The sequence below is a fragment of the Bradyrhizobium australafricanum genome, assembly GCF_020329495.1.
Taxonomy (GTDB): domain Bacteria; phylum Pseudomonadota; class Alphaproteobacteria; order Rhizobiales; family Xanthobacteraceae; genus Bradyrhizobium; species Bradyrhizobium australafricanum.
Genome location: NZ_JAGKJL010000044.1, coordinates 23,727 through 48,148 on the forward strand (window position 1 = coordinate 23,727; position 24,422 = coordinate 48,148).

At 63.7% G+C, this 24,422-nt stretch carries 27 protein-coding genes; 16 read left to right on the forward strand and 11 right to left on the reverse strand.

The annotated features are described in order from the left end of the window. Positions 1 to 38 precede the first annotated feature (38 nt). Positions 39 to 2,303 (reverse strand): hypothetical protein, encoded by a 2,265-nt coding sequence (locus J6525_RS31375; RefSeq protein ID WP_312009996.1) that lies wholly within the window; start codon positions 2,301 to 2,303, stop codon positions 39 to 41. Positions 2,304 to 3,054: 751 nt separating this feature from the next. Between J6525_RS31375 and J6525_RS31380 the strand changes: the two genes are divergently transcribed. The 11 genes from J6525_RS31380 (at position 3,055) to J6525_RS31430 (ending at position 13,189) form a co-directional block, all read left to right on the forward strand. Next, a complete protein-coding gene (locus J6525_RS31380) occupies positions 3,055 to 3,756 on the forward strand; it encodes an RNA polymerase sigma factor (protein ID WP_225647633.1) in 702 nt (233 codons plus the stop codon). Between the two features lie 140 nt (positions 3,757 to 3,896). Continuing rightward, positions 3,897 to 4,721 (forward strand): flagellin, encoded by an 825-nt coding sequence (locus J6525_RS31385; protein ID WP_028336954.1) that lies wholly within the window; start codon positions 3,897 to 3,899, stop codon positions 4,719 to 4,721. 63 nt (positions 4,722 to 4,784) lie between these two features. Next, the gene (fliD, locus tag J6525_RS31390; protein WP_225647634.1) at positions 4,785 to 6,482 is read left to right on the forward strand and encodes a flagellar filament capping protein FliD; all 1,698 of its coding nucleotides are present in this window, start codon (positions 4,785 to 4,787) and stop codon (positions 6,480 to 6,482) included. Next, positions 6,482 to 6,925 (forward strand): flagellar export chaperone FliS, encoded by a 444-nt coding sequence (locus tag J6525_RS31395; RefSeq protein ID WP_016844632.1) that lies wholly within the window; start codon positions 6,482 to 6,484, stop codon positions 6,923 to 6,925. The genes fliD and J6525_RS31395 overlap by 1 nt, the downstream gene beginning before the upstream one ends. A 103-nt stretch (positions 6,926 to 7,028) precedes the next feature. After that, positions 7,029 to 7,535 carry a hypothetical protein gene (locus tag J6525_RS47550; RefSeq protein ID WP_376708579.1) on the forward strand — a complete coding sequence of 169 codons (507 nt, stop codon included), beginning with the start codon at positions 7,029 to 7,031 and terminating at the stop codon, positions 7,533 to 7,535. A gap of 231 nt (positions 7,536 to 7,766) precedes the next feature. Continuing rightward, entirely contained in the window at positions 7,767 to 8,426 is a 660-nt protein-coding gene (locus tag J6525_RS31405; RefSeq protein ID WP_225647635.1) for a flagellar hook assembly protein FlgD, read from the forward strand. 19 nt (positions 8,427 to 8,445) lie between these two features. Beyond that, entirely contained in the window at positions 8,446 to 9,735 is a 1,290-nt protein-coding gene (gene flgE / locus J6525_RS31410) for a flagellar hook protein FlgE (RefSeq protein WP_225647636.1), read from the forward strand. Continuing rightward, positions 9,732 to 9,986, forward strand: a complete 255-nt coding sequence (locus J6525_RS31415) for a hypothetical protein (protein WP_225647637.1) — start codon at positions 9,732 to 9,734, stop codon at positions 9,984 to 9,986. The genes flgE and J6525_RS31415 overlap by 4 nt, the downstream gene beginning before the upstream one ends. Positions 9,987 to 10,005: 19 nt before the next feature. Beyond that, complete coding sequence (locus J6525_RS31420) at positions 10,006 to 10,461, forward strand: hypothetical protein (protein ID WP_038379117.1); 456 nt, start codon at positions 10,006 to 10,008, stop codon at positions 10,459 to 10,461. 27 nt (positions 10,462 to 10,488) lie between these two features. Continuing rightward, a complete protein-coding gene (gene flgK, locus J6525_RS31425; RefSeq protein ID WP_225647638.1) occupies positions 10,489 to 12,264 on the forward strand; it encodes a flagellar hook-associated protein FlgK in 1,776 nt (591 codons plus the stop codon). 16 nt (positions 12,265 to 12,280) lie between these two features. After that, positions 12,281 to 13,189: a flagellin gene (locus J6525_RS31430; protein ID WP_225647639.1), complete on the forward strand. Its 909-nt coding sequence runs from the start codon at positions 12,281 to 12,283 to the stop codon at positions 13,187 to 13,189. A 12-nt stretch (positions 13,190 to 13,201) separates the two neighbouring features. On the opposite strand, the gene J6525_RS31435 is transcribed toward J6525_RS31430, so the two are convergent. The 4 genes from J6525_RS31435 to J6525_RS31450 form a co-directional block, all read right to left on the reverse strand. After that, positions 13,202 to 14,158, reverse strand: coding sequence for a substrate-binding periplasmic protein (locus tag J6525_RS31435; protein ID WP_225647640.1), 957 nt, complete (start codon positions 14,156 to 14,158; stop codon positions 13,202 to 13,204). Beyond that, positions 14,155 to 14,442: a c-type cytochrome gene (locus J6525_RS31440; RefSeq protein ID WP_225159633.1), complete on the reverse strand. Its 288-nt coding sequence runs from the start codon at positions 14,440 to 14,442 to the stop codon at positions 14,155 to 14,157. The genes J6525_RS31435 and J6525_RS31440 overlap by 4 nt, the downstream gene beginning before the upstream one ends. Before the next feature lie 79 nt (positions 14,443 to 14,521). Continuing rightward, positions 14,522 to 16,186 carry a methanol/ethanol family PQQ-dependent dehydrogenase gene (locus tag J6525_RS31445; RefSeq protein ID WP_076834181.1) on the reverse strand — a complete coding sequence of 555 codons (1,665 nt, stop codon included), beginning with the start codon at positions 16,184 to 16,186 and terminating at the stop codon, positions 14,522 to 14,524. A gap of 219 nt (positions 16,187 to 16,405) precedes the next feature. Beyond that, the gene (locus J6525_RS31450) at positions 16,406 to 16,651 is read right to left on the reverse strand and encodes a hypothetical protein (protein WP_225647641.1); all 246 of its coding nucleotides are present in this window, start codon (positions 16,649 to 16,651) and stop codon (positions 16,406 to 16,408) included. A 192-nt stretch (positions 16,652 to 16,843) separates the two neighbouring features. On the opposite strand from J6525_RS31450, the gene lanM reads away from it, so the two are divergent. The 4 genes from lanM (at position 16,844) to J6525_RS31470 (ending at position 19,120) form a co-directional block, all read left to right on the forward strand. Continuing rightward, complete coding sequence (gene lanM / locus J6525_RS31455) at positions 16,844 to 17,239, forward strand: lanmodulin LanM (RefSeq protein ID WP_225647642.1); 396 nt, start codon at positions 16,844 to 16,846, stop codon at positions 17,237 to 17,239. Between the two features lie 335 nt (positions 17,240 to 17,574). Further along, positions 17,575 to 17,655 (forward strand): pyrroloquinoline quinone precursor peptide PqqA, encoded by an 81-nt coding sequence (gene pqqA, locus J6525_RS31460; protein WP_009031067.1) that lies wholly within the window; start codon positions 17,575 to 17,577, stop codon positions 17,653 to 17,655. Between the two features lie 226 nt (positions 17,656 to 17,881). Beyond that, positions 17,882 to 18,766: a DUF6662 family protein gene (locus J6525_RS31465; protein WP_376708580.1), complete on the forward strand. Its 885-nt coding sequence runs from the start codon at positions 17,882 to 17,884 to the stop codon at positions 18,764 to 18,766. 117 nt (positions 18,767 to 18,883) lie between these two features. Continuing rightward, complete coding sequence (locus tag J6525_RS31470) at positions 18,884 to 19,120, forward strand: hypothetical protein (RefSeq protein ID WP_168856069.1); 237 nt, start codon at positions 18,884 to 18,886, stop codon at positions 19,118 to 19,120. A gap of 5 nt (positions 19,121 to 19,125) precedes the next feature. Here the strand turns inward: J6525_RS31470 and J6525_RS31475 are convergent, their stop codons facing one another. Genes J6525_RS31475 through J6525_RS31490 form a run of 4 tightly spaced genes read right to left on the reverse strand, consistent with a single transcriptional unit; the run spans position 19,126 to position 21,892 of the window. Further along, positions 19,126 to 19,479 (reverse strand): hypothetical protein, encoded by a 354-nt coding sequence (locus tag J6525_RS31475; protein ID WP_057020572.1) that lies wholly within the window; start codon positions 19,477 to 19,479, stop codon positions 19,126 to 19,128. A gap of 40 nt (positions 19,480 to 19,519) precedes the next feature. Beyond that, complete coding sequence (locus J6525_RS31480) at positions 19,520 to 20,230, reverse strand: ABC transporter ATP-binding protein (RefSeq protein ID WP_016847784.1); 711 nt, start codon at positions 20,228 to 20,230, stop codon at positions 19,520 to 19,522. Continuing rightward, positions 20,220 to 20,957, reverse strand: coding sequence for an ABC transporter permease (locus J6525_RS31485; RefSeq protein WP_225159534.1), 738 nt, complete (start codon positions 20,955 to 20,957; stop codon positions 20,220 to 20,222). Before J6525_RS31485 ends, J6525_RS31480 begins: the two co-directional genes overlap by 11 nt. 2 nt (positions 20,958 to 20,959) lie before the next feature. Continuing rightward, complete coding sequence (locus J6525_RS31490; RefSeq protein ID WP_225647670.1) at positions 20,960 to 21,892, reverse strand: ABC transporter substrate-binding protein; 933 nt, start codon at positions 21,890 to 21,892, stop codon at positions 20,960 to 20,962. A gap of 149 nt (positions 21,893 to 22,041) precedes the next feature. On the opposite strand from J6525_RS31490, the gene J6525_RS31495 reads away from it, so the two are divergent. Then, a complete protein-coding gene (locus J6525_RS31495; protein ID WP_376708582.1) occupies positions 22,042 to 22,383 on the forward strand; it encodes a hypothetical protein in 342 nt (113 codons plus the stop codon). A gap of 125 nt (positions 22,384 to 22,508) precedes the next feature. Here the strand turns inward: J6525_RS31495 and J6525_RS31500 are convergent, their stop codons facing one another. Together J6525_RS31500 and J6525_RS31505 are read right to left on the reverse strand one after the other, a co-directional pair. Further along, on the reverse strand, positions 22,509 to 23,333 hold the full coding sequence (locus tag J6525_RS31500; protein WP_225159532.1) for a quinoprotein dehydrogenase-associated SoxYZ-like carrier: 825 nt from the start codon (positions 23,331 to 23,333) through the stop codon (positions 22,509 to 22,511). A gap of 43 nt (positions 23,334 to 23,376) precedes the next feature. Beyond that, positions 23,377 to 24,267 carry a quinoprotein relay system zinc metallohydrolase 2 gene (locus J6525_RS31505; RefSeq protein WP_376708583.1) on the reverse strand — a complete coding sequence of 297 codons (891 nt, stop codon included), beginning with the start codon at positions 24,265 to 24,267 and terminating at the stop codon, positions 23,377 to 23,379. Positions 24,268 to 24,422: the final 155 nt, after the last annotated feature.

Consider the following 24,422-nt stretch of genomic DNA (forward strand, 5'->3'; position numbering starts at 1 on the left):
ACCTTCTACGTGCGGGGCGGCCGGATCAGGCGGACAAATCAGCTGTCGTTGCTCGTTGTCGGCATGCCTCTGGCGCTGCGCCAGGTCAGTGTGGCCGAAGCGGCGCCGTTGCCGTCGCGGTCCGCGACCGCAAGGATGCGGTCATGGTCGAGGGCGGTCAGCGCGACCGTGTAGATGGCGACGTCGTCTTCGAAGCCGTCGACGGGGATGAGCAGCATGCCGTCGTCACTGGTGGCGCGGAAGTGACGGCCGCGCCGTTCGAGGCCGACATCGATGAGCCGTCCCTCGGCGATCGCTGTCACGTTCGAACCCTCGGCGGCTTTCGCGGCGCTCTGGCCGTATTGGACCGTGATGCCGTGGAGCATCCCGTCGCGGGTGAGCTTTGCCAGCGGCAGCACGATAGTCGCGATCGCCATCCGGCGCGACAGCGGGATCCGCAGGCGAAGATCGCCGAGCCCGGTGTGATAGACGCTGATCGCCTCCAGCGACGCCTGGCCGTTCCGCTCGAACAGACCGACCTGCAGCGTCCCGCACAGCGCTTCGCCGAACACGCTAGCGGGCAGGCGATTGGCGCCGAACAGCGTGTAGAGATAGGCATGCGACGGCGACAGGGCGGCAAAGCTGCCCGCCAGCCACATCGGGGGCGCCGGAACCGTGCAGGCGGTCATGAGGCCGCGGGCGATGATGCTATCATTGACGAAGTCGGCATCGAGCAATGGCGCCAGCGCCGGGGTGCCGAGATTGACGTCATGCTTGATGCCGCCGAGCAGCGCGAGCTCATCATCGTCCGGCAGCAGCAGGAGGCGGCCGAGCACGGCGGCCGTCCAGCGCGCCGCGACCGCGGGGGCGGCATCGGGCTGCAATCCGTAGCGTGGTGCCAGCTCGCGGGCGCGCGAAACATAGGCCAGCGTTCCGGATTGCACCTCGGTCGCCAGCGCCAGCTGGGCGGCCGGGCGCTGATCACCCTCGCGCAATACCTCACCGTCGCGATAGTCCCGCGCCGATCCTTCGGTCGAACAGCACAGCTGCTCCAGCAAGGCGACGTTGCGGATCAGCATGCGCTTGACGTGCGGCGTGACGACGCGATCCGAGATCAGGCCCTCCGCGGTGTCGTCATCGGCGATATCGTCGAAGGCATCGTCAAGCGTCAGCAGATAGGCGCCGTGTAGGTGGATGCGGATGCCCTCGCGATCGAAAATTCGCCGCAGCGATTTCTGCACGCTTGCCGAATAGCCGAGGTCGACCAGGATCAGATCGGTGCAGCCGTCGAAATCCCGGATATGCGCGCGAAGATAGGTCAGCAAACGGGTCCGGACACCGGCAGCGATATCGGTGATCTCGCGCGGGTCCATCAGATCGGGCAGGGCGTCGGCGAGTTCGCGGCCGCTGGCAATGCCGTCGGGATACTGCGCGAAGAACTTCATCACGGCGGGCGGCTGCACCTTGACGATGTCGATAAAGGTCGCCGCGTCGATCTTGACGACCCGGCTCAGCAGCTCACAGAGTGGTTCGAGCGTATCGGCAGACCCGACCAGGCTGACGCGACGATTGATCTCGATATAGGCGGCGGTCTCGCCGTGGTTTGCCTGCCAGACGCGATGCGGCAGCAGGCCGTCGCGGCCGAGGAATCCGACCGCAACGCGCGCGCCCTCGCGAGCAAGCGCGCTGCGCCGCGCAGAAATGAATGCGTCGAACGCCGCCATCACGGGGCCGAGCACGGTCACGCCGAGGTTGAAGGCGGGAGAATGCTCCGCGCTCTTCGCCGTCACCGCGCGCCGCAGCGTGCGGGCGCCGCAATCGAGCCGCGACGGCTGATCGGGACAGAGCAATTCAAAGATCGATGTCTCGCGCTGAAACTTGGAGGCCAGCGCCGCGCCGGCCTGCGGGTAGTAGCGCGGACGGATGCCGTGACGGTGCGCGCCGTTGATATCGGCGGCGTGGTTGTCGCCGACATGGAACGAGCTTGCCGCGTCGATGCCCTGCTCGGCGAGATAGGCCTCAAACAGCGCCTCGCTCTTGCTGCTGCCGTGATCGCAGGACGCATAAAGGAAATCCCAGCTCAGCCCGGGACTGCAGGAACGCAGCAGCTGCGCGAGCTGGTCGGTGCTCCAGTAGGTGTCGGAAATGAAGCCGACGCGAAAGCCGCCGCGCGTCATGTCCAGATATTGCTCGAGCATTTCGGGATTGACGCGGCACAGCTCGAGTTCGGTCTCGAACTCGATCTGCGCAAGATCCTGCAACGCATCGCGACCCAGGCCGAACAGCCTGAACGGAAAGTATTTGTAGATGTCGGCGATGCGCACTTCAGTTGAGCCGCACCGCTCTTGCGATACCTTGCGGGCTCGCGCCTCCGCCTGGATTCGATGCTGAACGAAACTGGCAGACATGTTCGGAAATTTTTCAGCAATGCATGAACGCTGAAAAACCCTTTCAAATACGCCATCCGGCGTCGTGCAGGCGCGCAACAGAAATGTATCGAAAACATCGAATGAACATGCAGAAACATTCTGCGCTCGACGCGTCGCGTCGACCGTCATGATCGTCATGCGCAAAAATCCCGCCAGTCCTCATGCGTTGAACGCGCGCATGAGACAAATCAGGCGCGACAGTTCAAAAAAGTTGATGCGAGATTCGAAAACGCGCGCTTCGCGACTGACAGATTCAAAAAATCCGATAACGTCGAAACAGTGATTCGGAAAAAAATGCCTAGTCGCAATCGTCGAATGCAAGATGGCGACCAACGGCGATGAATCACTCGCATGCTCCGCGCATGCATGTGTTCGCGTGGCGTTAGTTGGTGTGACAACAGCGTTTCCCGACGCGACGATCTCTTTCGCGGAAATGCGAGGCGATGCTGAACGACTGCTCCAAACTCCGTCGAATTTTTCCCTGCGCCTCTGCGCAGCGGCAGCTTTTGCCGGGCGGTCGGCAAAAATATCCAGCTAAGCATTTGAAAAATAACAAAAAAAGTTCGCCTGATTTGCGAGGCGCCTCCGTTCAACGCTCAGAAGCCGCATGGAATGTGTGCCAGCGGCGTTGGTTGGAGAGCGGCGGATGAGTTACGCGCTTGATATGAGGGCACCGGCCGAAGCGGAGGCCACGCCGGCCGCGGTAGCGTCGGCCGAAGCGGCTGCTCCGTGGAGCAACGTCCCTACCGTTGCCGATGCGGGCCCGCTCGACACCGTCGAGATCCACGACGAAGACAAGGAATTGCTCGACCGCCTCGCCGCCGGCGACGAAACGGCGTTTCGTGCTCTGGTCGAACGCCACGTCGATCGCGCCTACGCGATCGCGCTGCGTATCGTCGGCAACGCCGCCGACGCCGAAGACGTCGTGCAGGACACGATGCTGAAGGTGTGGACGCATCGCGGCCGCTGGCAGCATGGCCGCGCCAAGTTCTCGACCTGGCTCTATCGCGTCGTCAGCAACCGCTGCATCGATCTGCGCCGCAAACCGCGCACCGAGAATGTCGATGTCGTGCCCGAGGTCGCCGACACCCAGCTCGATGCCTCCGCCGTGATCGAGCGCAACGAGATCGGCAATCTGCTGGAAGTCGCGATGCAGCGGCTGCCCGAGCAGCAGCGCGTCGCAGTGATCCTGTCGTATCATGAGAACATGAGCAATGGCGAGATCGCCGAGGTCATGGACACGACCGTGGCCGCGGTGGAGTCGCTGTTGAAGCGAGGACGGCAGCAGCTGCGCGAGATGCTGAAGCGGCACGAGCGCGACCTGCGCGGCGCGTTTACCGACTGCTAACCATAAATTCCGGCTTCTGAAGATTTTGCGCCTGACCACCGGCGGCCGACCCGTTTGATCGGGCGGACGGGGGCTGGATCCGCGTCACCTCTCTTTTTCACGATGCGGCATGCCATGCCCCATCAGCACAGGAGCTACTCATGCCGGCAATCTCCACCAACACCGCCGCGAATTCCGCGGTCCGTTACCTCAACATCAATTCGCAGCAGGAAACCAGCGCGCTGTCGAAGCTGTCGAGCGGCTCGCGCATCACCTCGGCCTCCGACGACGCGGCCGGCCTTGCGATCTCGACCCGCATCTCCTCCGACATCACGACGCTGCAGCAGGCCGCCACCAACGCGGCGCAGGCGACCTCGATCCTGCAGACCGCCGACGGCGGCGCCTCCAACATCTCGGACATCCTGGCCCGCATGAAGTCGCTGGCTTCCGAGTCCGCCTCGGGCACCGTGGCGGATTCCAGCCGCGCCTACATCAATTCGGAATTCACACAGCTCAAGGGCGAAATCGACTCGATCGCCAGCGGCACCCGCTACAGCAGCCAGAGCTTGCTCGACGGTTCGAGCGTGTTCTCCTCGGGCGTCTCGGTGCTGGTCGGTTCGACCTCGGCCGACACCATCACGATCACGCTGACGAGCCTCACGGCCTCGTCGCTGTCCGTGACGTCGCTCGATGTGTCCAGCCTGTCGAGCGCCACCAGCGCGATGACGGCTCTCGACACCGCGATCGACAAGGTTTCGTCCGCACGCGCCGAGATCGGTGCTCAGGAATCCCGCTTCAACTTCAGCGCTGACTCGATCTCGACCCAGACCCAGAACCTGCAATCGGCCAACTCGGCGATCAAGGACGTCGATATCGCGTCCGAGCAGGCGACGCTGTCCTCGGCCGAGGTGAAGACCCAGGCCGCGGTCTCGGCGGAAACCGCGGCGAACCAGATGCCGCAGTACCTGCTGAAGCTGCTCGGCTAATTCGAAAGATCGATCGGGCCGGCATGATGCCGGCCCGGTTCCTATCGCGGCGGAAGTGTCGACATGACGGTTAGCAGCGCCACCTCGAGCACATCAAACACGACGTCGACCAGTTCTGCCAGCACGGTGACAACGACCGGCACGACCAATTCGACCAGCATCGATTGGGATGCCCTGATCGAGGCCGAGGTCAACGCCAAGCTCGCAGCGGCGACCTCGATCACCACGACGATCACCGCGAACCAGGCCAAGATCACGGCCTATCAATCGCTGCAGACCGAGCTGTCGACGCTGGCGACCGGGTTGTCGTCGCTCAGCACCTCGATCATCAATTCGATTGCCACCAACGCGTTCGCCACCCGGGCGGCGACGATCTCGTCCACCGGTGACGTCAGCGCCTCGTCGGCGCTCAACATGAGCGTCAACAGCGGCTCGGCGACCGGCGATCACACGCTCCAGATCACCCAGCTCGCAACCGCGCAGAAGGTGATCGGCTCCTCGCAGTCGAGCAGCTCGACGGCGCTGGGCCTCTCCGGCACTTTCTCGCTCGGCCTGTCCGGCGGCACCAGCACGGCGATCTCGATCACCAGCGGCATGTCGATGCAGGATATCGTCGACACCATCAACGCCCAGACCTCGACCACCAATGTCCAGGCCTCCATCGTCCAGGTGTCGAGCGGGTCCTACGAGATGGTGCTGACAGGGACGCAAGACGCCGCTGACATCGCCTATTCGTCGACGTCGGGCGATGACATCCTGAACAAGCTCGGCGTCACCGACACGTCCGGGGCGTTCACCGACGTGCTGCAGAAGTCGCAGTCCGCGGAGTTCACCCTCGACGGCATCGCGCTCACGCGTAACACCAACGACATTTCCGACGTCCTGTCCGGCGTCACGTTCGACCTGCTGCAGCCGACGCCGAGCGGCACCAGCCTCAACATCAGCATCGAGACCGACACCAGCCAGATCACGTCAGCGCTGCAAACCTTCGTCACCAACTACAACGCATTTCGCGACCAGGTGATCGCCCAGTCGGCGCAGAATTCCGACGGCACGGCCGCGTCGAGCGCGGTGCTGTTCGGCGACAGCACGATGCGCGATATCATGACCCAGCTGCAGCAGGTGCTCAGCGGGACGGTCGGCGGCATGACGATGGCCGATCTCGGCCTGTCCTTCAACGAGAACAACGAGCTCCAGCTCGATACCGGCACGCTGTCGACGGTGCTGACGCAAAATCTCGCCGGCGTCACCCAGCTGCTGTCGGCGCAGACCACCACTTCGTCCAGCCAGCTCAGCGTGGTCAATACCGGCACGTCGCCGCAATCCTTCACGCTTGACCTCACGGTGGACTCCACCGGTACGCTGACCGGAGCCTCGGTCGGCGGCGACAGCTCCGGCTTTTCGGTGGTCGGCAACACCATCATCGGCAATTCAGGAACGATCTACGCCGGTATGGCCTTCACCTATACGGGCTCGACCTCGCAATCGATCACGGTGACATCGTCGTCCGGTTTGGCGACGCAGCTCTACCAGCTCGCGCACACCAGTTCCGGAACCAGCGGTCAACTCCAGACCATGATCACCAACTTGCAGTCGCGCGACACCGACCTGCAGTCCCAGGTCAGCGACATTCAGAGCAATGCGGCGACGTTCAAGGCTCAGCTGCAGGTTCAATACGCCAATTACCAGGCGGCCATCGAAAGCGCGAACAATACGCTGGGCTACCTGAAAGCACTCCTGGACGCATCATCGAGTAACTAATGACCCAGAACGCGACCGCCTACCACGCCAACAATGCCTATCGATCCGCCGCGGTGGCGGTGCCGCCGCTGAAGGCGGTGGTGATGCTGTGCGACGGCGCGATCACGCTGTTGCAGAAGGCGCTGGAAGCGCACGAGGCGAAGCGCTTCGAAGAGGGGCACATCTATCTGACACGGGCGACCGCGATCCTGCGCGGGCTGAGCCACAATCTCGATTTCACCCGTGGCGGCGCGATGGCCGATCGTCTCTACCGCACCTATAACGCCCTGATCATGGCGTGCCTGCGCTCCTATGGCCGGCCGCAGGCCAGGGAGAATTTCCGGCGCATCATCGCGAGCCTGGCGGAACTGCGTGACGCCTGGAAGTTCGTCGAGGCGACCGCCGGCAAGGCCGCCAAGGCCAGGGCACTCGACAAGACGCTCGAATCAGCCGCCGGCCGCTGAGCCCGGAGAGGGCCGCGAATCACCCGACGAGGGCGTTTAGCCGGCGCAGCAAAGGGCCTGAGCGGGCGCCCTGGTTGGGGAAAATAGCCGCCCGGCGAGCGCCATGCTGGACCTGATGCGACAGCGGCGGAAATTGATTTCCGCCGTCCCGCGAATGCTTTATGACAGCCTTGGCGACGAGGCTGGATCTGCGCGCGCGATGGACGTTGCGACATTCGAAGACCTGATCGACCGGCTGGGGGAGGATCTGTCCCGCTGGCCCGACGATCAACGTCTTGCCGCCGCCCAGCTCCTGGCATCTTCGGCCGAGGCGCGGACGCTCTACGAGGAGGCGAGTGCGGTACGCCGCGCGCTCGCGGCGCCGCCGGTTCGCGCACCCAAGGGTCTTGCCGACCGCATCGTGACCGCGGCGGCGAAATTGCCCCAGAAGCCCGCGTCGGGGCCGGCCTCGGCTGACGATCAGCCGAACGATGCACAAGCACCGGGCCAATCCGCACAGCAGGGCAAGGTGCTGCCTGCGCTGCTGCTGGCCCTCTGCCTGTTGCCCGCATTGACGCCGCCGGCATTGATGCTCGGCGAGCCGGATCTGCCGATCAGCCTTTCGCTCTAAAACGCTCCGCATTGCCTTTGCAGCTCTCCGCGGGCTCTCGCGGCGAGATGCACGCCTGCGAGCCGCGAACCCGCAACGGACACGGCAAGTTCTACCGATTCTTCAAGTGATTCCGGGTGGATGAATCCGCGCCTGAAATCGGCGCGTCATCCGTTCTATCTGCGAACGACATCACGACCCCAATGTTCCATCGCGTTCCGTCGCGCATTCCGCGGCGAAGAGAGCCTTGTCATGACCGTCTCCTCGGCAACCTCTGCTGCAACGTCCACCACGTCGAGCTCGTCGTCGAGCGCGTCGATGGGGATGAGCTCGACCGATTTCCTCAACCTGCTCGTCAGCGAGCTGCAAAACCAGGATCCGCTGAACGCCACCAGCACGACCGACTTCATCAACCAGCTCACCTCCTACGCCAACTTCACCGAGCAGCAGTCGACCAACGCCAGCATGACATCGCTGGCGAGCTCGTTCTCGAGCCTCGTGACGCTCAACTCGGTCAACTATATCGGCCACACCGTCGAGGCGAAGACGAACACGGCGGAGCTGACCAACGGCTCGGCGACCTTCGGCTACTCGCTCACCTCGGCTGCGTCTAACGTCGCGATCACGATCCAGGACTCCTCGGGCAACACGGTGTGGAGCGGCAAGGGGACCGGAACCGCCGGCTCCAACACCTTTACCTGGAACGGTCAGACCTCCGACGGCACCCAGCTCAAGGACGGCGGCCAATACACGATTCAGGTGACCGCGACCGACTCCGCCGGAAACTCGCTGCTCAGCTACACCACGATGACGGGAACGGTGACCGGCATCGATGCCTCCGGCTCGACGCCCTCGCTGCTCGTGAACGGCGTCCCCGTCAGCGCCGCCAACATCATCGGCGTCACGTCCTGATTGCCTCCGGAGTCATATCATGAGTCTCACTGGTGCTCTTTCCTCGGCGATCTCCGCGCTCAATGCGCAGAGCCAGTCGCTGGCAATGATTTCCGACAACATTTCCAACGCCGATACCACGGGCTACAAGACCACGTCGGCGATGTTCCAGGATCTGGTGACCGCGTCGAACAGCGCCACCTCATACACGTCCGGCGGCGTCACGGTGTCCGGCCGCGCCAACATCACCCAGCAGGGCTTGCTGTCCGCGACCACCAACGCCACCGACGTCGCGATCCAGGGCAGCGGCTTCTTCGTCACCACCAACGCGACGTCCGGCGGCGCCACCTCCTATACGCGTAACGGTGCGTTCACCACCGACAATCTGGGCTACCTCGTCAACAACGGCAACTACCTCGAGGGCTGGCGCACCGACGCTGACGGCAACATAGTCGGCAATGCCTCTGCCGCGAGCCTCGGACCGATCAATACGCAGGTGGCTTCCACCAGCGGCAGCGCCACCACCAAGACCACCGTCGCGGCGAACCTGCCGGCCGATGCCGCGGTCGGTGCGACCTTCAACAGCTCGATGACAGTCTACGATTCGCTTGGCACGGCAAGCACGATCCAGATCGATTGGAAAAAGACCGCCGACAACAGCTGGCAGGCCAGTTTCGAGACGCCAAAGCTCGCCTCGGACTCCACGACAGACAGCGCCAACGCGATCACCGATACGGTGGATATCACCTTCAACAGCGACGGCTCGCTCGCCTCGACCAGCCCGAGCCCTCCCGTCATCTCGGTGACCGGTTGGAAGGATGGGGCGGCCGACAGTTCTGCCGCCAATGGCACGGCCATCACGCTCAATCTCGGTACGGCCGGCAAGACCGACGGCCTGACGCAGTATTCATCGGGTGAGACCACGCCGGCGGTCGATCTCACCAGCATCACGTCGGACGGTCTGCCCTATGGCAAGCTGAGCAGCATTTCGATCGGCAAGGGAGGCGTGGTCGACGCCACCTACTCCAACGGGCAGACGATCGCGATCTACAGGATTGCGGTCGCGACCTTCAGCGATCCCAACGGATTGAGCGCGGCCAGCGACGGCATGTATTCCGCGACGGCAGCTTCCGGCAACGCCACGCTGCAGACCTCGGGCACCAACGGCGCCGGCACGATCTACGGCAGCGAGCTGGAGTCGAGCACCACCGATACCAGCGGCCAGTTCTCCAACATGATCTCGGCGCAGCAGGCCTATTCGGCGGCCTCGCAGGTGATCACCACCGTCGACAAGATGTTCGATACGCTGATCTCGGCGGTGTCGCGATGATGACCGAAAAGCGGAATGACCGCTTGCTGGTCAGGCTTCAGCGGCTGAAGGCGAAGGCCGCTGCGGTCCGGCCGGACGATCGCGCGCAGCTTCGTGCGTTGCTCGACGATGTCGGAACGTTGCGGGACCAGCTGATGCGCGAATGCGCGCGGCTCGACCATGAACTCAACCGGGCCGCGGTCCGGGTAACGGCGATCACCGCGTACGGGCGCAGCGCACAATCGGTTCGCGCCCTGCGTCGCGGACACTAGCTTGAACGGGAGCGATGACATGACACCGGAACGCAACATCAAGATCAATCCCGCGGGCAATGACGAGCGCGCCAGGTCGTTGATCGCGCTGATCGACAATCTGATCGCGATCGTGAACGAGGAGAATGTCGAGCTCGCCAAGGGCTTGCCGGCCTCGCGGCTCAAGCAGGTCGACGAGAAGCACCGCCTTGCCACCCTGTTCGAGCAGTGTGTGGCGGAGGCGGTCGGCAAGACGGCAAATCTCAACGTCCAGGATCGCGTGCTGCGCGAGCAGCTGATGGACCGGATCCTGAAGCTGCGCATGGCGATGGACGAGAACGTGATGCGGCTGCGTGCGGCGATCGATGCCAGCAATCGCAGGATCGAGGCGATCATGCAGGCGATCCGCGAGCAGATCGCCAACGTATCGCCTTATGGCGCCGGCGGCCGTCGCGTCACGCCCGCGATGTCCTATGGCACCAATGTGCGGGCCTGATCGGGCCGGTGCCGGAGGGAGTTGGTCGTGTCGTCGCTCGATATCGCACGAAGCATCGCATTCAGCGGGCTGTCAGCCACGCAGGTGCAGATCAGCGTAGCCTCGGCCAATATCTCCAATGCCGACACCAAGGGCTATACCGCGAAGACCGCCAACCAGAGCAGCAGCGTCACTTCTGGTGTCGGTACCGGCGTCACGATCACGGGGATCAGCAGCGCGGTCGACAAGCTGCTTTTGAAGTCGCTGGTCGGGGCCGATTCCGATCTCGGCGCCGCCGATACCACCAACAGCTTTCTGACCGAGCTCCAGCAGCTCTATGGCAGCACATCGAGCTCGGACAGCTCCACGACGGGCACCTCGCTCGCCAACACGATCGCGGCGTTCGAGTCGGCGTTGTCGTCGCTGGCGAGCACGCCGAGTAGCGCGTCGCTGCAATCGAACGCCGTCAGCGCGCTTGCGGCGGTAACGACGCAGCTGCAGCAGACCTCGAGCGGCATCCAGACGCTGCGCTCCAATGCCGACCAGGACATCGCCTCGTCGGTCACCGATATCAATTCCGACCTGCAGCAGGTCTCCGACCTCAACAAGCAGATCAAGCAGCAGGCGGCAGCCGGGCAGTCGACGGCCGATCTGGAGGACCAGCGCAACAGTGCGCTGCAGGATCTCGCGTCGATGATGAATGTGAGCTATTTCACCACGTCGACCGGCGATCTGCAGGTCTATACCGGATCGGGACAGGCGCTGGTCGATAGCACGGCGCATCCGCTGAGCTATACGGCGCTGCCCAGCGTCACGGCGTCGACGACGTACAGCGCGGGATCGTCAAGCGGTTTCAGCGGCATCACCGTCAACGGCGTCGACATCACCTCGCAGATCTCCTCGGGCAAGGTCAGCGCGCTGATCACGCTGCGCGACCAGACGCTGCCGGCCGCGCAGTCGCAGCTCGACCAGCTGGCCCGGCAGCTGACCGCGACCGTCAACGCGGTATCGAACCAGGGCACGTCGGTGCCGCCGCCGGCCAGCCTGACCGGAACTGCCACTGTGAGCAGCACGACGCCGTTCTCGGCGACCGGCACGGTGCGAATCGCCGTTGCGGACAAGAGCGGCAATCTGGTGTCCTACCAGGACCTCGATCTGTCGTCCTACGCCACGGTCGGTGATCTCGCCACCGCGATCAACGGCATCTCGGGGATGTCAGCTTCGGTCGATGCTAACGGACACTTGTCGATCTCGACGACCACATCCGGCAACGGCGTCGCGATCAACGAGATGACGAGCTCGGTCGGCAGTTCGGGCGAGGGCTTTTCGGATTACTTCGGGTTCAACGACCTGATCACCGGGAGCGGCGCGTCCGACATCGCCGTTCGCAGCGACATCCTCAACGGCACGGCGGCGCTGCCGACGGCGACGCTCGATGCGTCGTCCACGATGACGGTCGGAAACTCGGTGCTGTCACCGGGCTCGGCGACAGTGGTGAACGCGCTCTCGAGCGCGCTGACGGGGTCGACCAATTTCGGCATGGCCGGCGGTCTCGGGGCGACCACCGGCTCTTTCACCGACTACGCGGCCGCCATCGTCGCCAACGTCGCCGGCAAGGCGACCCAGGCGTCGGCGGCGTACACCGCCAAGCAAACCGCGCAGTCGACTTATGCGAATTCGCTGTCGTCGCAGTCCGGCGTCAACATTGACGAGGAATCCGCAAATCTGAGTGCGTTGCAGAACAAATACGCCGCCGCGTCCCAGATCATTACCGCCGTCAACGCCATGTTCTCGGCGCTGATGACCGCGATGAGCGCCAGCTGAGCCCGAGGCCGTCGTTATGATGATGCGTGTTGCCACCTTTGCTCAGTCGGACCAGATGATATCGAACGCGCTGCGGGTGCAGGCGGTGATGGCCAACGAGCAGGTGCAGGAGTCCTCCGGGCTGCAATCCGAGGATTTCGGCGGCTATGGTTCCGGCGCCGGGCGCGTGATCAATTTGCAGGTGTCGGTGACGCGCGCGCAGTCCTATATCGATACCAGCCAACTCGCCGACAACAAGGTGCAGGTGATGTATTCGGCGGTCGGCTCGGTGACCGACATCATCACGCAGTTGCGGACCCAGCTCAGCGCGGCCACCACTGGCAGCGGCACGGCGACGGCATCGGTCATCAACTACGCCCAGCAAGCCATGGCGCAGATGCAGGGGCTGCTCAACACCCAGTATGACGGCGAATATGTCTTCAGCGGCGCCCGCACCGACACCGCGCCGGCGGATCTGTCGAGCTATGGGACGGGCACCGGATCGCTGACGACATCAGACACCAGCTACTACAAGGGCGACAGCGAGATCGCGTCCGTGCGCGTGTCGGACAGCCAGTCGATCTCCTACGGCGTCACCGCCGACAATCCAGCGTTCGAGCAGGTGATGCGGCTGTTGAAGTACGTCGGCAACAGCACGACGCTGTCGTCGAGCGACATCACGCAGGCGCTCGACCTCGCGAGCAATGCGCTGGATGCCACATCCACCGTGCAGGCAAAGTTGTCGGCCGCGGCGTCGCAGATCGAGACCGCCAGCACAAACCAGAGTGACTATCAGAATTTTGCGAAGACGCTGTCGACGGACCTCACCAGCGTCGATGTCGCGGCCGTGACGGCACAGCTTTCGACCTATCAGGCGCAGCTGACGGCATCCTATTCGGCGATCTCCAAGATCCAGAGCATGAATCTGGCGAGCTATTTGCGATAGCTATCGCCGGCATCACCGGTTCAGGATCTTCAGCCAGACATCGCCGAGGATGATCGGCTCGCGCGGCGGAAGCCAGGTGAGGCCGGCGGCCTTGCCGAGCTCCGCGATGGTGCCCTTGGCCTGCAGGTCGGCGAGGACCTTGTTGACGGCTTCCAGCAGCGCCTTGTCGGTTTCGAGCGCAACGTAACCGCGGTTGGCGCCGATCGGATAATAGTAGCCCGAGGCCGTGATCCTGGTGTCCGGATGTTCAGCGCGGTAGGCATCGAAGCGGCGCAGGTCGAGCAGCGTGGCGTCAAATTCGCCGCGTTCCAGTTCTCCGAGCAGGTCGCTGCGCCCCGGAACGAGGTGCGTGATGTCGTCGATCAGCTTACCCTTGTCGAAGGTCATCAGGATGGCGTCGCCCAGCGTGCCGCTTTCGATCGTCAGGCGAAGGCCGGCGAGATCGCCGATATCGGTGATCTTGCGCTCCTTGATCTTGTCCTTGGCCTTGGGACCGAGCACGACGGTCATCGGCGAATAGATATAGGGCTGGCTCGGCGCCAGCACGCCGATCGGGATCCGCCGGCGGCGATCCTCGCGGGTGGCGCCGTCGAAGTCCGGCAGCTTGGCCGTCGTGACGCCGGGCGCCTTCAGCGAGTCCGTGGTAAGCGCGTAGCCGCCGACCAGCGAGCAGCGCCCGTCCGACAGCAGCGCATTGGCTTCGAGCGCCGGGCTTGCGGTGTCATCGAGCTTGCTTTCGAACCACTGGATCTCGAGCTTGCGGCCGAGCCGCCCGGTTATTGCCTGCGCGAGCGCAACGTCGAAGCCCGAGGCGGGCTTGCCGCGATGATGCACGGAAAACGGCGGCAGGTCCTCGTCGAGACAGACTCGGAGCGGCTCGTCGGCCGCGCGTGCCGCGGTCACGCCGGCAAGCGTCGAGATCAGTGCGAAGCCGAGAGCGGCGGCTAGCGCCGCGGTCCAGGCCCTCATGGCTTTCTCCGGCTTGCGACGAAGGCCCAGAGATCCGATATCTCCTCGTCGCTCAGGATGTCGCCCCACGGCGGCATCTTGCCGTTCTTGCCCTGCTTCACCGTGGTGACGAACCGTGTCTTGTCATCGGGATGGGTACGAAGGTCCGGCGTGACCGTGCCCGAATTGACCATGTTCGGACCATGGCAGTGCGAACACTTCTGGGCGTACGTGACTTTGCCCTTGTCGATCGTGGCCTGATCGCCGTCGGCATTTGCTTGCTGTGCGACGGCAGGCATCGTCATAGTCGCGATGCCCGTCATCGCGGCGGCGGTGAACACCGCCGCCGTCCAGATCGATGCTGTCTTCACGTGCGATCCGCGCTCACTGCTTGACGGCGAAGACCCAGAGGGACCCGCCCGTCGGCACTTTCGCAAGGCGCTCGTCGCCGGAGAAGATCGAGTACACTCCGCCGTAGCCGCTGGTGACGGCGATATACTGAACGCCATCTTGCTGCCAGGTCACCGGCTGGCCTTCGATGCCGGAGCCGGTCTGGAAGCTCCACAGCTTCTTGCCGTTCTCGGCGTCGAACGCATCGAATTCACCGGTCAGCTGGCCGGAGAACACGACGCCGCCGGCGGTCGAGAGCACACCCGAGAAGCGCGGGATGTCGCTCGCCACCTCCCACTTGCTCTTTCCAGTCATGGGCTCGATGGCCTTGAGATAGCCGCGCGGTCCGTTGGGCCAAGCCCAGGGATCGGTGAGGTCCATGCCGAGATACCATTCGCCCTGCTTGTAGGTCGCGGGCTCGGCCTTGTAGTTGCCGCCGATATTGAGCGTATTGGCGTAGGCTAGGCCGGTCTGCGGATTGTACGACATCGGCTCCCAGTTCTTGCCGCCAAGGATCGACGGTTGCACCAGGACTTTCTTGCCGTCGCGCGCATCCTTGGAGATGTCGGTCTCAATCGGACGGCCGGTTTTCAGATCGATGCCGCTCGCCCAGTTGACCGTCACGTAAGGATTGGCCGCGAGCAGCTTTCCATTGGTGCGATCGAGCACGTAGAAGAAGCCGTTGCGGTTGGCGTCCATCAGCACCTTGGTCGGCTTGCCCTCGACGGTCATGTCGGCGAGCACCATCTCGGCAACCGAGTCATAGTCGAACGGGTTGTTCGGCGAGAACTGGTAGTGCCACTTGATCTTGCCGGTCTTCGGATCCAGCGCGAGCACCGAGCAGGTGTAGAGGTTGTCGCCGGGACGCACCGCCGAATTGAACGGTCCGGGGTTGCCAATGCCCCAATAGACGGTGTTCAGCTCGGCATCGTAGGAGCCGGTGATCCAGGTCGATCCGCCGCCGAGCTTCCAGGTGTCGCCCTTCCAGGTGTCGCCACCGGGTTCGTCCGGGGACGGGATGGTATGGGTGCGCCATAGATGCTTGCCGGTTGCGGGATCCCAGCCGTCGATGAAGCCGCGGGTGCCGAACTCGGCGCCCGAGATGCCGGTGATCACGACGCCGTCGGCGACCAGCGGGGCCACCGTCATCGAGTAGCCTTCCTTGATATCCGCGGCCTTCTGGCGCCACAGCTCCTTGCCGGTCTTGGCATCGAGCGCGATCACATTGGCGTCGAGCGTGGTGCGGAACACCTTGCCATCGAACAGCGCCGCGCCGCGGTTGATGATGCCGCAGCAGACGATGCGCGGTGTTTCGGCGGGATATTCGACCTTGGTCTTCCACACCTGCTTGCCGGATTTGGCGTCAATCGCCATCGTGGCGTTGTGCGTGGTGAGATAGATGGTGCCCTGGTAGATCAACGGCTGCGATTGCTCGCTGCGATCGTCGGCGAGGCTGTAATTCCAAACCGGAACGAGATTCTTGACCGTGTCCTTGTTGATCTGGTTCAGCGTCGAGAAGCGCTGAAGATTGTAACCCATGCCGTAATTGAGAACGTTCGAAGTATCAGTCGCCCCCTTGACCAACTGCTCGTTGGTCTGGGCGCTTGCACCATACGATGCAAGAATCACGAGGCTTGCGGCCAGCGCAATGCGTCTCATCCTATCCTCCCAATGAACCTTTTTCGCACGCCTATTCCTGACGTTGCGGACGGAACCATCCGCCTGAAACCAAAACGGGTCAATACGAAAACGTGAACGAGCGCCCGCTGACCGCAAGAGACTGATCGAAAGCGTCAGGTCTTTCGCAGATGCGTTCGTGGCTTGCCGTCGCGTGGAATACGCTACACCAGCGCGGCCGTTATGCCGCGGCGCGAACGGTCAGCTGGACGGCGTCGGGGGACAGACACTCGGCCGCGGTTTCGCGCCCCGCTTGTCCGGCGGCACATTGCAATTATCGATACGCTGCTCGTCGGTCCATTTGCGGCCGAGCCGTTCCTTGCCGGTGAGAACGCGCTGCTGGACCGCCTCCGCCGATGGGGCAGGGTGCCGGGTCTGCGCGGACACGGGCGCGATAAGACCGAATGCAACGAGGCAGCCCAATGCGTTCTTGCAAATGCTGGTCATGGGTCACCTCGCTCATTGTGGTGCAATCGAGAGCGCCACAGATGGCCCGTGAGGCAACCGCTTTCCACCCGAATCCCGACAGGATTTCGCCGCGTACACGAACCGTGGGAAGCTCCGCTGAAGCTGCTATGGTAGGGTCCGATCGCAGGCGCTCCGTGTCTTCGCAGGAGCGGCACTTACGGGAGACGAATGATGATTTCGCGCCGATCGCTTGCTCTGACTTTGGCCATGGCCGTCCTGTCGGCGCCCGCCCTGGCGGCCGGCCGCAAGGGCGCGCTGAAGATGCTCGATCCTGATAATGACGGCACGGTCGACCTTGCCGAAGCCAAGAAGGCTGCCGCCAATCTGTTCGCGAAGCTCGATCCCGACCATGACGGCACGCTCGACGCGCGCGAATTGCGTGGACGGCTGACCGCGAAAGAACTGGCCGCTGCCGATCCCGATCACGACGGTACCCTGACGCTCGACGAATATCTCGTGGTCGTCGAGCAGCGCTTCAAAGCCGCAGATCCCGACAATGACGGAACGCTGGATGCGAAGGAGTTGAACTCGCGCGCCGGCCGGGCCCTGCTGCGCCTGCTCAAATAAGTTGCCAGCCGGCGAACTTTGCCGGGCGGATTTGCCGGATATTGACGCAGAATTCCGCGCATAACAAAAAAAGTTGCGATTTCGCTCTTGGGCAAGACGCGGCTGGATGAATCGGGTCTCCTTACCCACGCGTCACCGCCCGGCAGCCGGAAAATGCCCGACAGATCAGTGTCGGAGTTCCCAATGCCGGGCAGATGTCAGCGAGCCGTCGTCCGCTTCGGCATGTCCAGCAGCGAAGTCGGGTCCTTACCCGGCCGGCTTGCGCCCTGGAAAAGGCAGCCCTAGCTTGCCGCGCGGCGCGAGGCTTGCGCCAACTTATGACTTGGGAGAAGGAAATGGCCTGGAAAACACCGAAGATCGTCGAAGTGCCGGTGGGCATGGAAATCAACATGTACGCCTGCGCAGCGCGCAAGTAATCTTAAGACAGGTAACGCGAGACAGCCTGCCCGGCTCGTGCAGCGCGCTGCATCGAGCCGGGCAGGCGTCTTTTGTAGAAAGCGTCTTTCGCGGGCGCTGATGCGGCCGCTCGGACAGCTTCTCTCATACCCTTCCCACAAGACCTTGAGACCGACACCACCTGCGCGATTGGCGGGCCTAGCTGCTTTGTCCTACAGTGTAGCCTGAGGCTGTGGTGCGGGGACGATGAATCCAAAACTCAAGACCGGGCGTTGGGCGGGGATGCTGTGCGCGGCGATTGCCGGCATCGCGGCGGTGTTGCCGCCTGGCGCATATGCCGAGGACTTTGATACCGAGCACATCTTCGGCTTCATGATCGGCTCCGACGTGGGCAATGTCGGTGAGCGCGAATTCCAGAGCCAGACCACAGGGCGCTTCGCCAAGGACGGCGGCCGGTATCGCACGCTCAATCAGGAAATGGAGCTCGAGCTCGTGCCCGCGCAGAATTTTCGTGTCGAGCTCGGAACGTCATTCAGCGCATACGACATCAACCGCGTTCCGGGTCTTGACGATCGGCGTCAGCTGTCGTGGCAGAGCGTCTCGGTCGATTTCCGCTATCGCTTTCTGAATCGCGAGGCGGCGCCCTTTGGCATGACGGTCGCGCTGGAGACGCGTGCCGATCGCGTCGACGAGACGACGGCCGCAGCCGTCCGTGGTTATGGCACCGAACTCACGGTCGCGTTCGACCGCGAGGTGATCCCGAATTTTCTCATCGCGGCCCTCAACCTAAGCTACGAGCCGGAATGGACGCGCACGCCGCGCACCGGCGCTGCGGATCAGGATGCCACCATCGGTGCCGCATTCGGTCTGATGGCCAGGGTGAAGCCGGATATCCTGATCGGCGGCGAAGCGCGCTATTTCAGGAAGTATGAGGGAATCGGCCTGGATGAACTGTCCGGGCAGGCGCTGTTCATCGGGCCGACCGCCTATTTCCAGCTCTCCGAACGTTCACGCCTGACCGCGACCTGGAGCGTCCAGGCCTGGGGGCAGCGGGCCGGAAGCAATGCCGCCCTCGACCTCGTCAATTTCGAGCGCCATCAGGCGCGGCTGGTGTACGGTTTGAACTTCTAGAGCGTGAAGCCTCCCGGACCGGGTTCCCCAACCTCTCACGGGGCTGTGAAACCCGGACGTGGCTGATTACGTATTTCGCCGTGTTATCTATTGCATGAGCACGCTTAGGGATCGCGCATGAACCCGATTGATCTGATCGTCACGGTATGTGCCGTGCTGTCGCCCGCCACCTGCGAGGAGCAGCATCTGGTGTTCAACTGGAACGGCTCGCTGCAGCAATGCGCCATGGCCGCGCCGCCTTACATCGCGCGGTGGGTCGGCGAACATCCGAAATGGACCGCGGTGCGCTGGCGTTGCGAATATCCGCACAGCAACGATCGGGCCGGCACGGGCGGCGAGCTGCCGGCGGGTTAGCCTTCCTATTTGTTGCAGTCCTTCAGGTCCTTGTCGGATACCGAAAACACGGCGTCGGCCTTGATCTCGATGTCGCGAACGAAGCACTGCCTGGCGCCGCTGTAGCCGACCTTGGCGTCGTAGCGGCCGGGCTCGACGCCGGTGATCCGCAGGCGCTCGTCGTGGTCGACTTCCTTGTCCTTGTCGTTGAGCGTCTGGTTCGGACCCCACTCGTTCTTGCCTGCCGGCGACAGCGCGAAGCTCGAAATCGTGGCGCTGGTCAGATTCCACAGCCGAATGCCTTTGCCCTTGCTTTGGGCGAGCACCGTCGCTGGCAGCACAAGCGACGCAACACCAACAGCGATCAACGCGCGCGACATCCAGCCTCTCCTTTATGCTTCGTCCAAGGATGACGGCGTCTCACATATTTGCAAGGTCCAACTGTGAGAGTTGCCGCTTGATTTCGTCGATCTCGGGTTCGCCGCGCGTCGCGCGTGGTGCGGCAATGGTCTCGACGTGGAGGATTCGGGCCGGCCGCGATGACAGGAAGAACAGGCGATCGCCGAGGCGAACGGCGTCGTCGAGATCGTGGGTGACGAGCAAGGTCATCATTTTCCGGCTCGCCACCAGCGTCGCGACCTGGTCGCGCAGCCGCCCCGCGAGCGCATTGTCGAGCGAGGCCAGCGGCTCATCGAGGATCAGGAAATCGGGCTCGATTGCGAAGGCGCGGGCCAGCGCGACGCGGCGGGCGAGGCCGAGCGACAGCTCCGCGGGAAAATGGTTGCGGTGCGCGCCCAGTTCGAGCACCTCGAACAGCGCAGAGAGCGTGCTGTCGTCGACATGCGGCGCGGCCAGCCGCACATTTTCCTCAACCGTGCGCCAGGGCAACAGCCGCGGCTCCTGGAAGACCATGCCAAGGCGCATGCCCGGCGACCGCGCGACATGGCCCCGGTAGTTGGCGTCGAGCCCGGCGAGGATCCGGAGCAAGGTGCTCTTGCCGCAGCCTGACGGGCCGAACAGCACGCCGACCTCGCCAGCGTTCAGCGTGAAGGTGACGTTGTCGAGCACGTCGTGCCGCTTCCCGGCCGCGCTCTCAAAACTCTTGCCGGTGATATTGACTTCAAGCTGCACGGAGCCGCCACCGCGTTAGCCTGGTTTCAAACGGCTGCACCAGCAGGGTTTCGATGATGAGCACGACACCCGCAAAGCTCAGCGAATAGGCGAGCAGCAAGGGGATGTCGAACAGCTGGAAGGCAACCCCGATCTCGAAGCCGACACCGTTCGGCCTTCCGAGATATTCGGCGACCAGCACGATCTTCCAGACCAGCGAGAGCCCGGAGCGCGCAGCGGCCGCGATGTAGGGCGCAAGCTGCGGCAGGATCACATGACGGAAGGCGCGGCCGCGCGGAAAAGCAAACGCTGTCGCCATTTCGTCGAGCGCAGGATCGAGCGCGCGGGCGCCTTCGCGCAGGGTGACGACGGCGGTCGGCAGCTTGTTGATGGCGATGGCGGCGATCGCGGCGACCTCGGTCAGCCCGGCCCAGATGTAAGCGAGCACGATGACGACGAGCGCCGGCAGGTTGAGCAGCAGGATCAGCCAGGGATCGCCAAGGCGATTGGCAAGCGAGACGCGGCCCATCAAATAGCCGATCGCCGAGCCGAGCGCCATGGCAAGCGTGAAGGCCAGCGCTACGCGGGCCAGGGTTGCGCCGAGATTGACGAACAGCGCGCCCGATCGGGCTTCGGCGACGAGCACCGACAGCACCGCCGGCGGCGCCGGCAGCTTCGCATCGCCGATCAGCAGCGAGGCGATCCACCAGGTCGCGATGAACAGCGTGAATGAGAGGAGACGCAGCACCGCTAGTCTCCCGGGATCGCTTGGTAGAAGGTGCCGGGATCGAGCTCGGTTGCCGTGCCGACCAGATCGCGGCCGCCGAGCTGCGCCAGCACCCGGTAGAGCACGCGCGCATCGGCTTCTTCGTCCGCGATCGGACGGCGCGGGATGCCTTCGCGGTAGCGCTCACGATAGGCATGCAGGGTCGCGGCATCCTGCGCGCCGGTGAGCGGCGCGATCGCGTCCCATTCGGCATCCGAGGTCGCCAGAATCTCTTTCGCCGCGCGCGTCACGGCGATGAAGCGGGCCACCAGATCCTTGTTGGCGTTGGCCCAGGCTTCGTCGAACACGTAGCCGATCATGGCGATGCGGCCCTTGCTGCCGAGCTTTTGCAGGATCTCTTCCATCCCGGCGAGCCGGCGAAAGCCCTTGGCTTCGAGCGCGGCGCAGAAATTCCAGTAATTGAGCGTCGCGTCCATCTCGCCGCCGAGCGTCTTGGCGGCGAGCAGCGGCGGCGCGCCATAGACGATGGTCGCCTGCGACTTCAGGTCGACGCCGTCCTGCTTCGATGCGGCCTGCAGCAGCAGCCAGTTTTTGTCGATCGCGCCGCCGGCAACAGCAAGCTTGCGCCCCTTGAGGTCCGCGAGCGTCTTGACCGGCGAGGAGGCCGGGACCATCACGGCGCCCAGCGCGCTCGAATAGGGATAGAATTGCAGCTTGGCGCCGAGCGACCGCTCGCGCGACACCCAGGGCCAGTCCGATACCATCACGTCGGCCGTGCCGGCGCGCAGCGCGATCTTGCCAGCCTCGGGGCTGGCCAGCTCGACGACGTCGATCGACAGATTGGCCTTCTTGTCGAGACCATGGGAGCGAATGACGGCCAGTTCCCAGGCCAGCGTTCCGGTCTTCTGCGCTGCAACGCGGATGGTCTGCGCGTAGCACGAGGTGCCGAACTGCATGACCGCCAGAACTGCCGCAGCCAACACCGTGCGTACAGAGATGATCATCGTTTCTTGAGCCACTTCCCCGAATGTTTTCTTTTCTGATCAACATCCATAGCATAGCTTGCGGAAAGAGAAGAGGAAGCAGGACCATGGCAGGAGCTGGCATGCTACGACCGATTGTCGCCATCCTGGTGCTCACCGGGGCGGCGGTCAGCGTGCGGGCCCAGGAGATCAACGACTATCCGACCTCGGCGCGGGCGGAATATGTGTTCGGCTGCATGAAGGCCAATGGCGAATCCCGGCAGTCAATCGAGCAATGTTCCTGCTCGATCGACGTCGTCGCCTCGATCATCCCCTATGATCGCTATGTCACCGCCGAGACCGTGCTGAGCATGGCGCAGGTGCGGGGCAATCTGGGCGGCCAGTTCCGCTCGTCCGAGCAGGCCGCGAACGCGCTCAACGACCTCAGGCGCGCCCAGGCCGAAGCCGAAGTCAGGTGCTTCTAGAGCATGATCCGGAAAAGTGCGAAGCGGTTTTCCGGAAAGATCATGCTTAAATACCGGGCTAAAGCGCGATAGCGATCCAACCTGATCTCATCGCATTTTTGCGTCCGTCGTGAGATCGCGAGGCGTCAGGTGCCGGGATTCTCGACCTTCCATTCGTGCTCGAAGATGTGCCCTTCGGTGTCCTTGGCTTCGGCACGGAAGCGCTTGGCGCCGTTCGAGACGTAGGTGAAGCGGATATTGGGATCCTCGGAAATCGAGATTCCTCCCTCCATCGCCAGTACCGGACTGTCGTCCTGCCAGATGTGCAGCTCGTTGACGAAGAAGGCCGGGATATAGAGCTGCGTGACCTGGTCCATCTGCAGGCCTGAATTATTCGGATGCCCGATCATGATTTGGGCTTCCCGCGTGCCGGTCGCTGGTCCCTGTTCGGACTTGGTGAATTGCCGGTAGCGCATCTGGCCGAGGCGGTTCTTGGCTTCCTCGACGTTCTTGCCGGCCGGCGCCGAGCAGCCGCCGGAGGCTTTGACATAGACCTTGCTCACATAGAGCTTGCCGTCGCTGAGCTCCGCGACGGCGTGCACATTGGTGTAGTTGTTGACGCGGACACGGGTCGAGATCTCGGTGACGTTGGCGGCCGGCCCCAGCGTGAACTTCGCGGCCATCGGCGCCGGATTCTCGTCGATCACAAGTGTGATCGCGACGACGCGGCGGCTGTCGCTCGGCTGCAGCTTGGTGCGCAGCGTCACCGGCACGATCGCGGCGTCTTCCGCGCGCATCGGCATCTCGATGCCGATGACATCATTGCCGTCATTCATCGGGCGGTTGCTGAAGATGTCCTGGACAAGACCCGGCCAGGGATCATAGGCCTCCGCGGCGGGCGCAGCCGGTGTGCCCAGCGCGATCGTGAGCAGGCTTGCGATGCAAAGCAGGCGGGCGCGATGTCCGGTCATGTTCGCGAAATCCTATGCAGCCGCGTCACTATAGGACGAACAGCTACTCCCATTCAATTTCCGAGAATGCTGCAGTTGCGTTGCGGGCGTTGTAGTCGTCGAACAATTGCCAGCGCGGCCGCTCGGCGGCTGCGGCGTGCTCGGCCGCGGCCGTAATCGGCTTGCCGCTTGCGACCAGTGTGCGCACATCCGCGGCCAGCACCCCAAGATAACGGCGCTCGTCGGCAAGCGCTGCCGGCCACGCGCTCACGGGTCCGTGACCAGGAACCACGCGCTCGGCGGAGATCGCCGCGAGCTCGTCGAGCGCACGCAGCCAGCCCTTGAGGCTGCCGTCGACCACGGGAATATGGATGAGAAACACCATGTCGCCGGCGAACAAGGTCCTGGTTTGCTCGTCGAGGACCGTGAGGTCGTTGTCGCTATGGGCGGGCGGCCACGCTTTCAGGGTGAGGGCCCGTCCGCCGAGGTCGAACTTCATCGTGTCCGCGACCAACACGGTCGGGGGGATGATCTTCACCTCGTCGATCAGCTCATCGCCCATGCTCCGGCGAAACCCGTCGAGGTAGAATTGTCCGCGCGCGGCCAGCGCGCGTGGCAGGGACTTATGGCCGACGAAGCTGGTCCCGTCGCCGACGAAAGCCGCATTGCCGAAGCTGTGATCTGGATGGGCGTGGGTGTTGATCACGTAGCGGATCGGCTTGTCGGTACGGCTGCGGATCGCGGCGAGCAGCTGTCGTCCTTCGCGGACGCTGCCGCCGGTGTCGATGACGGCGACGGCGCTGTCGCCGATCACGAATCCCACATTGGCGATGGCGCCTTCGTTCTCGCGCGTCATCAATGCGGTGACCCCGGTGTGAACGAATATTCCGGGAGCGACTTCGCTTACAGGCAATTCCGCCTCTTGCGCCCGCGCTATGGTCGGCGCCCAAAGCATCAGGAGCAGCGCAAGCACCGAACCGCCATGAGCCATGTTTCCGCCTCAGTTACTCCGCGACGCGCGATCGATGTCGTCGCGTTCCAGTTTGCGCTGCAGCAAGCAACGCGGCGTGGTCGCGATCATTATTCCTGTTGCACGTCATGGTGCGCCGG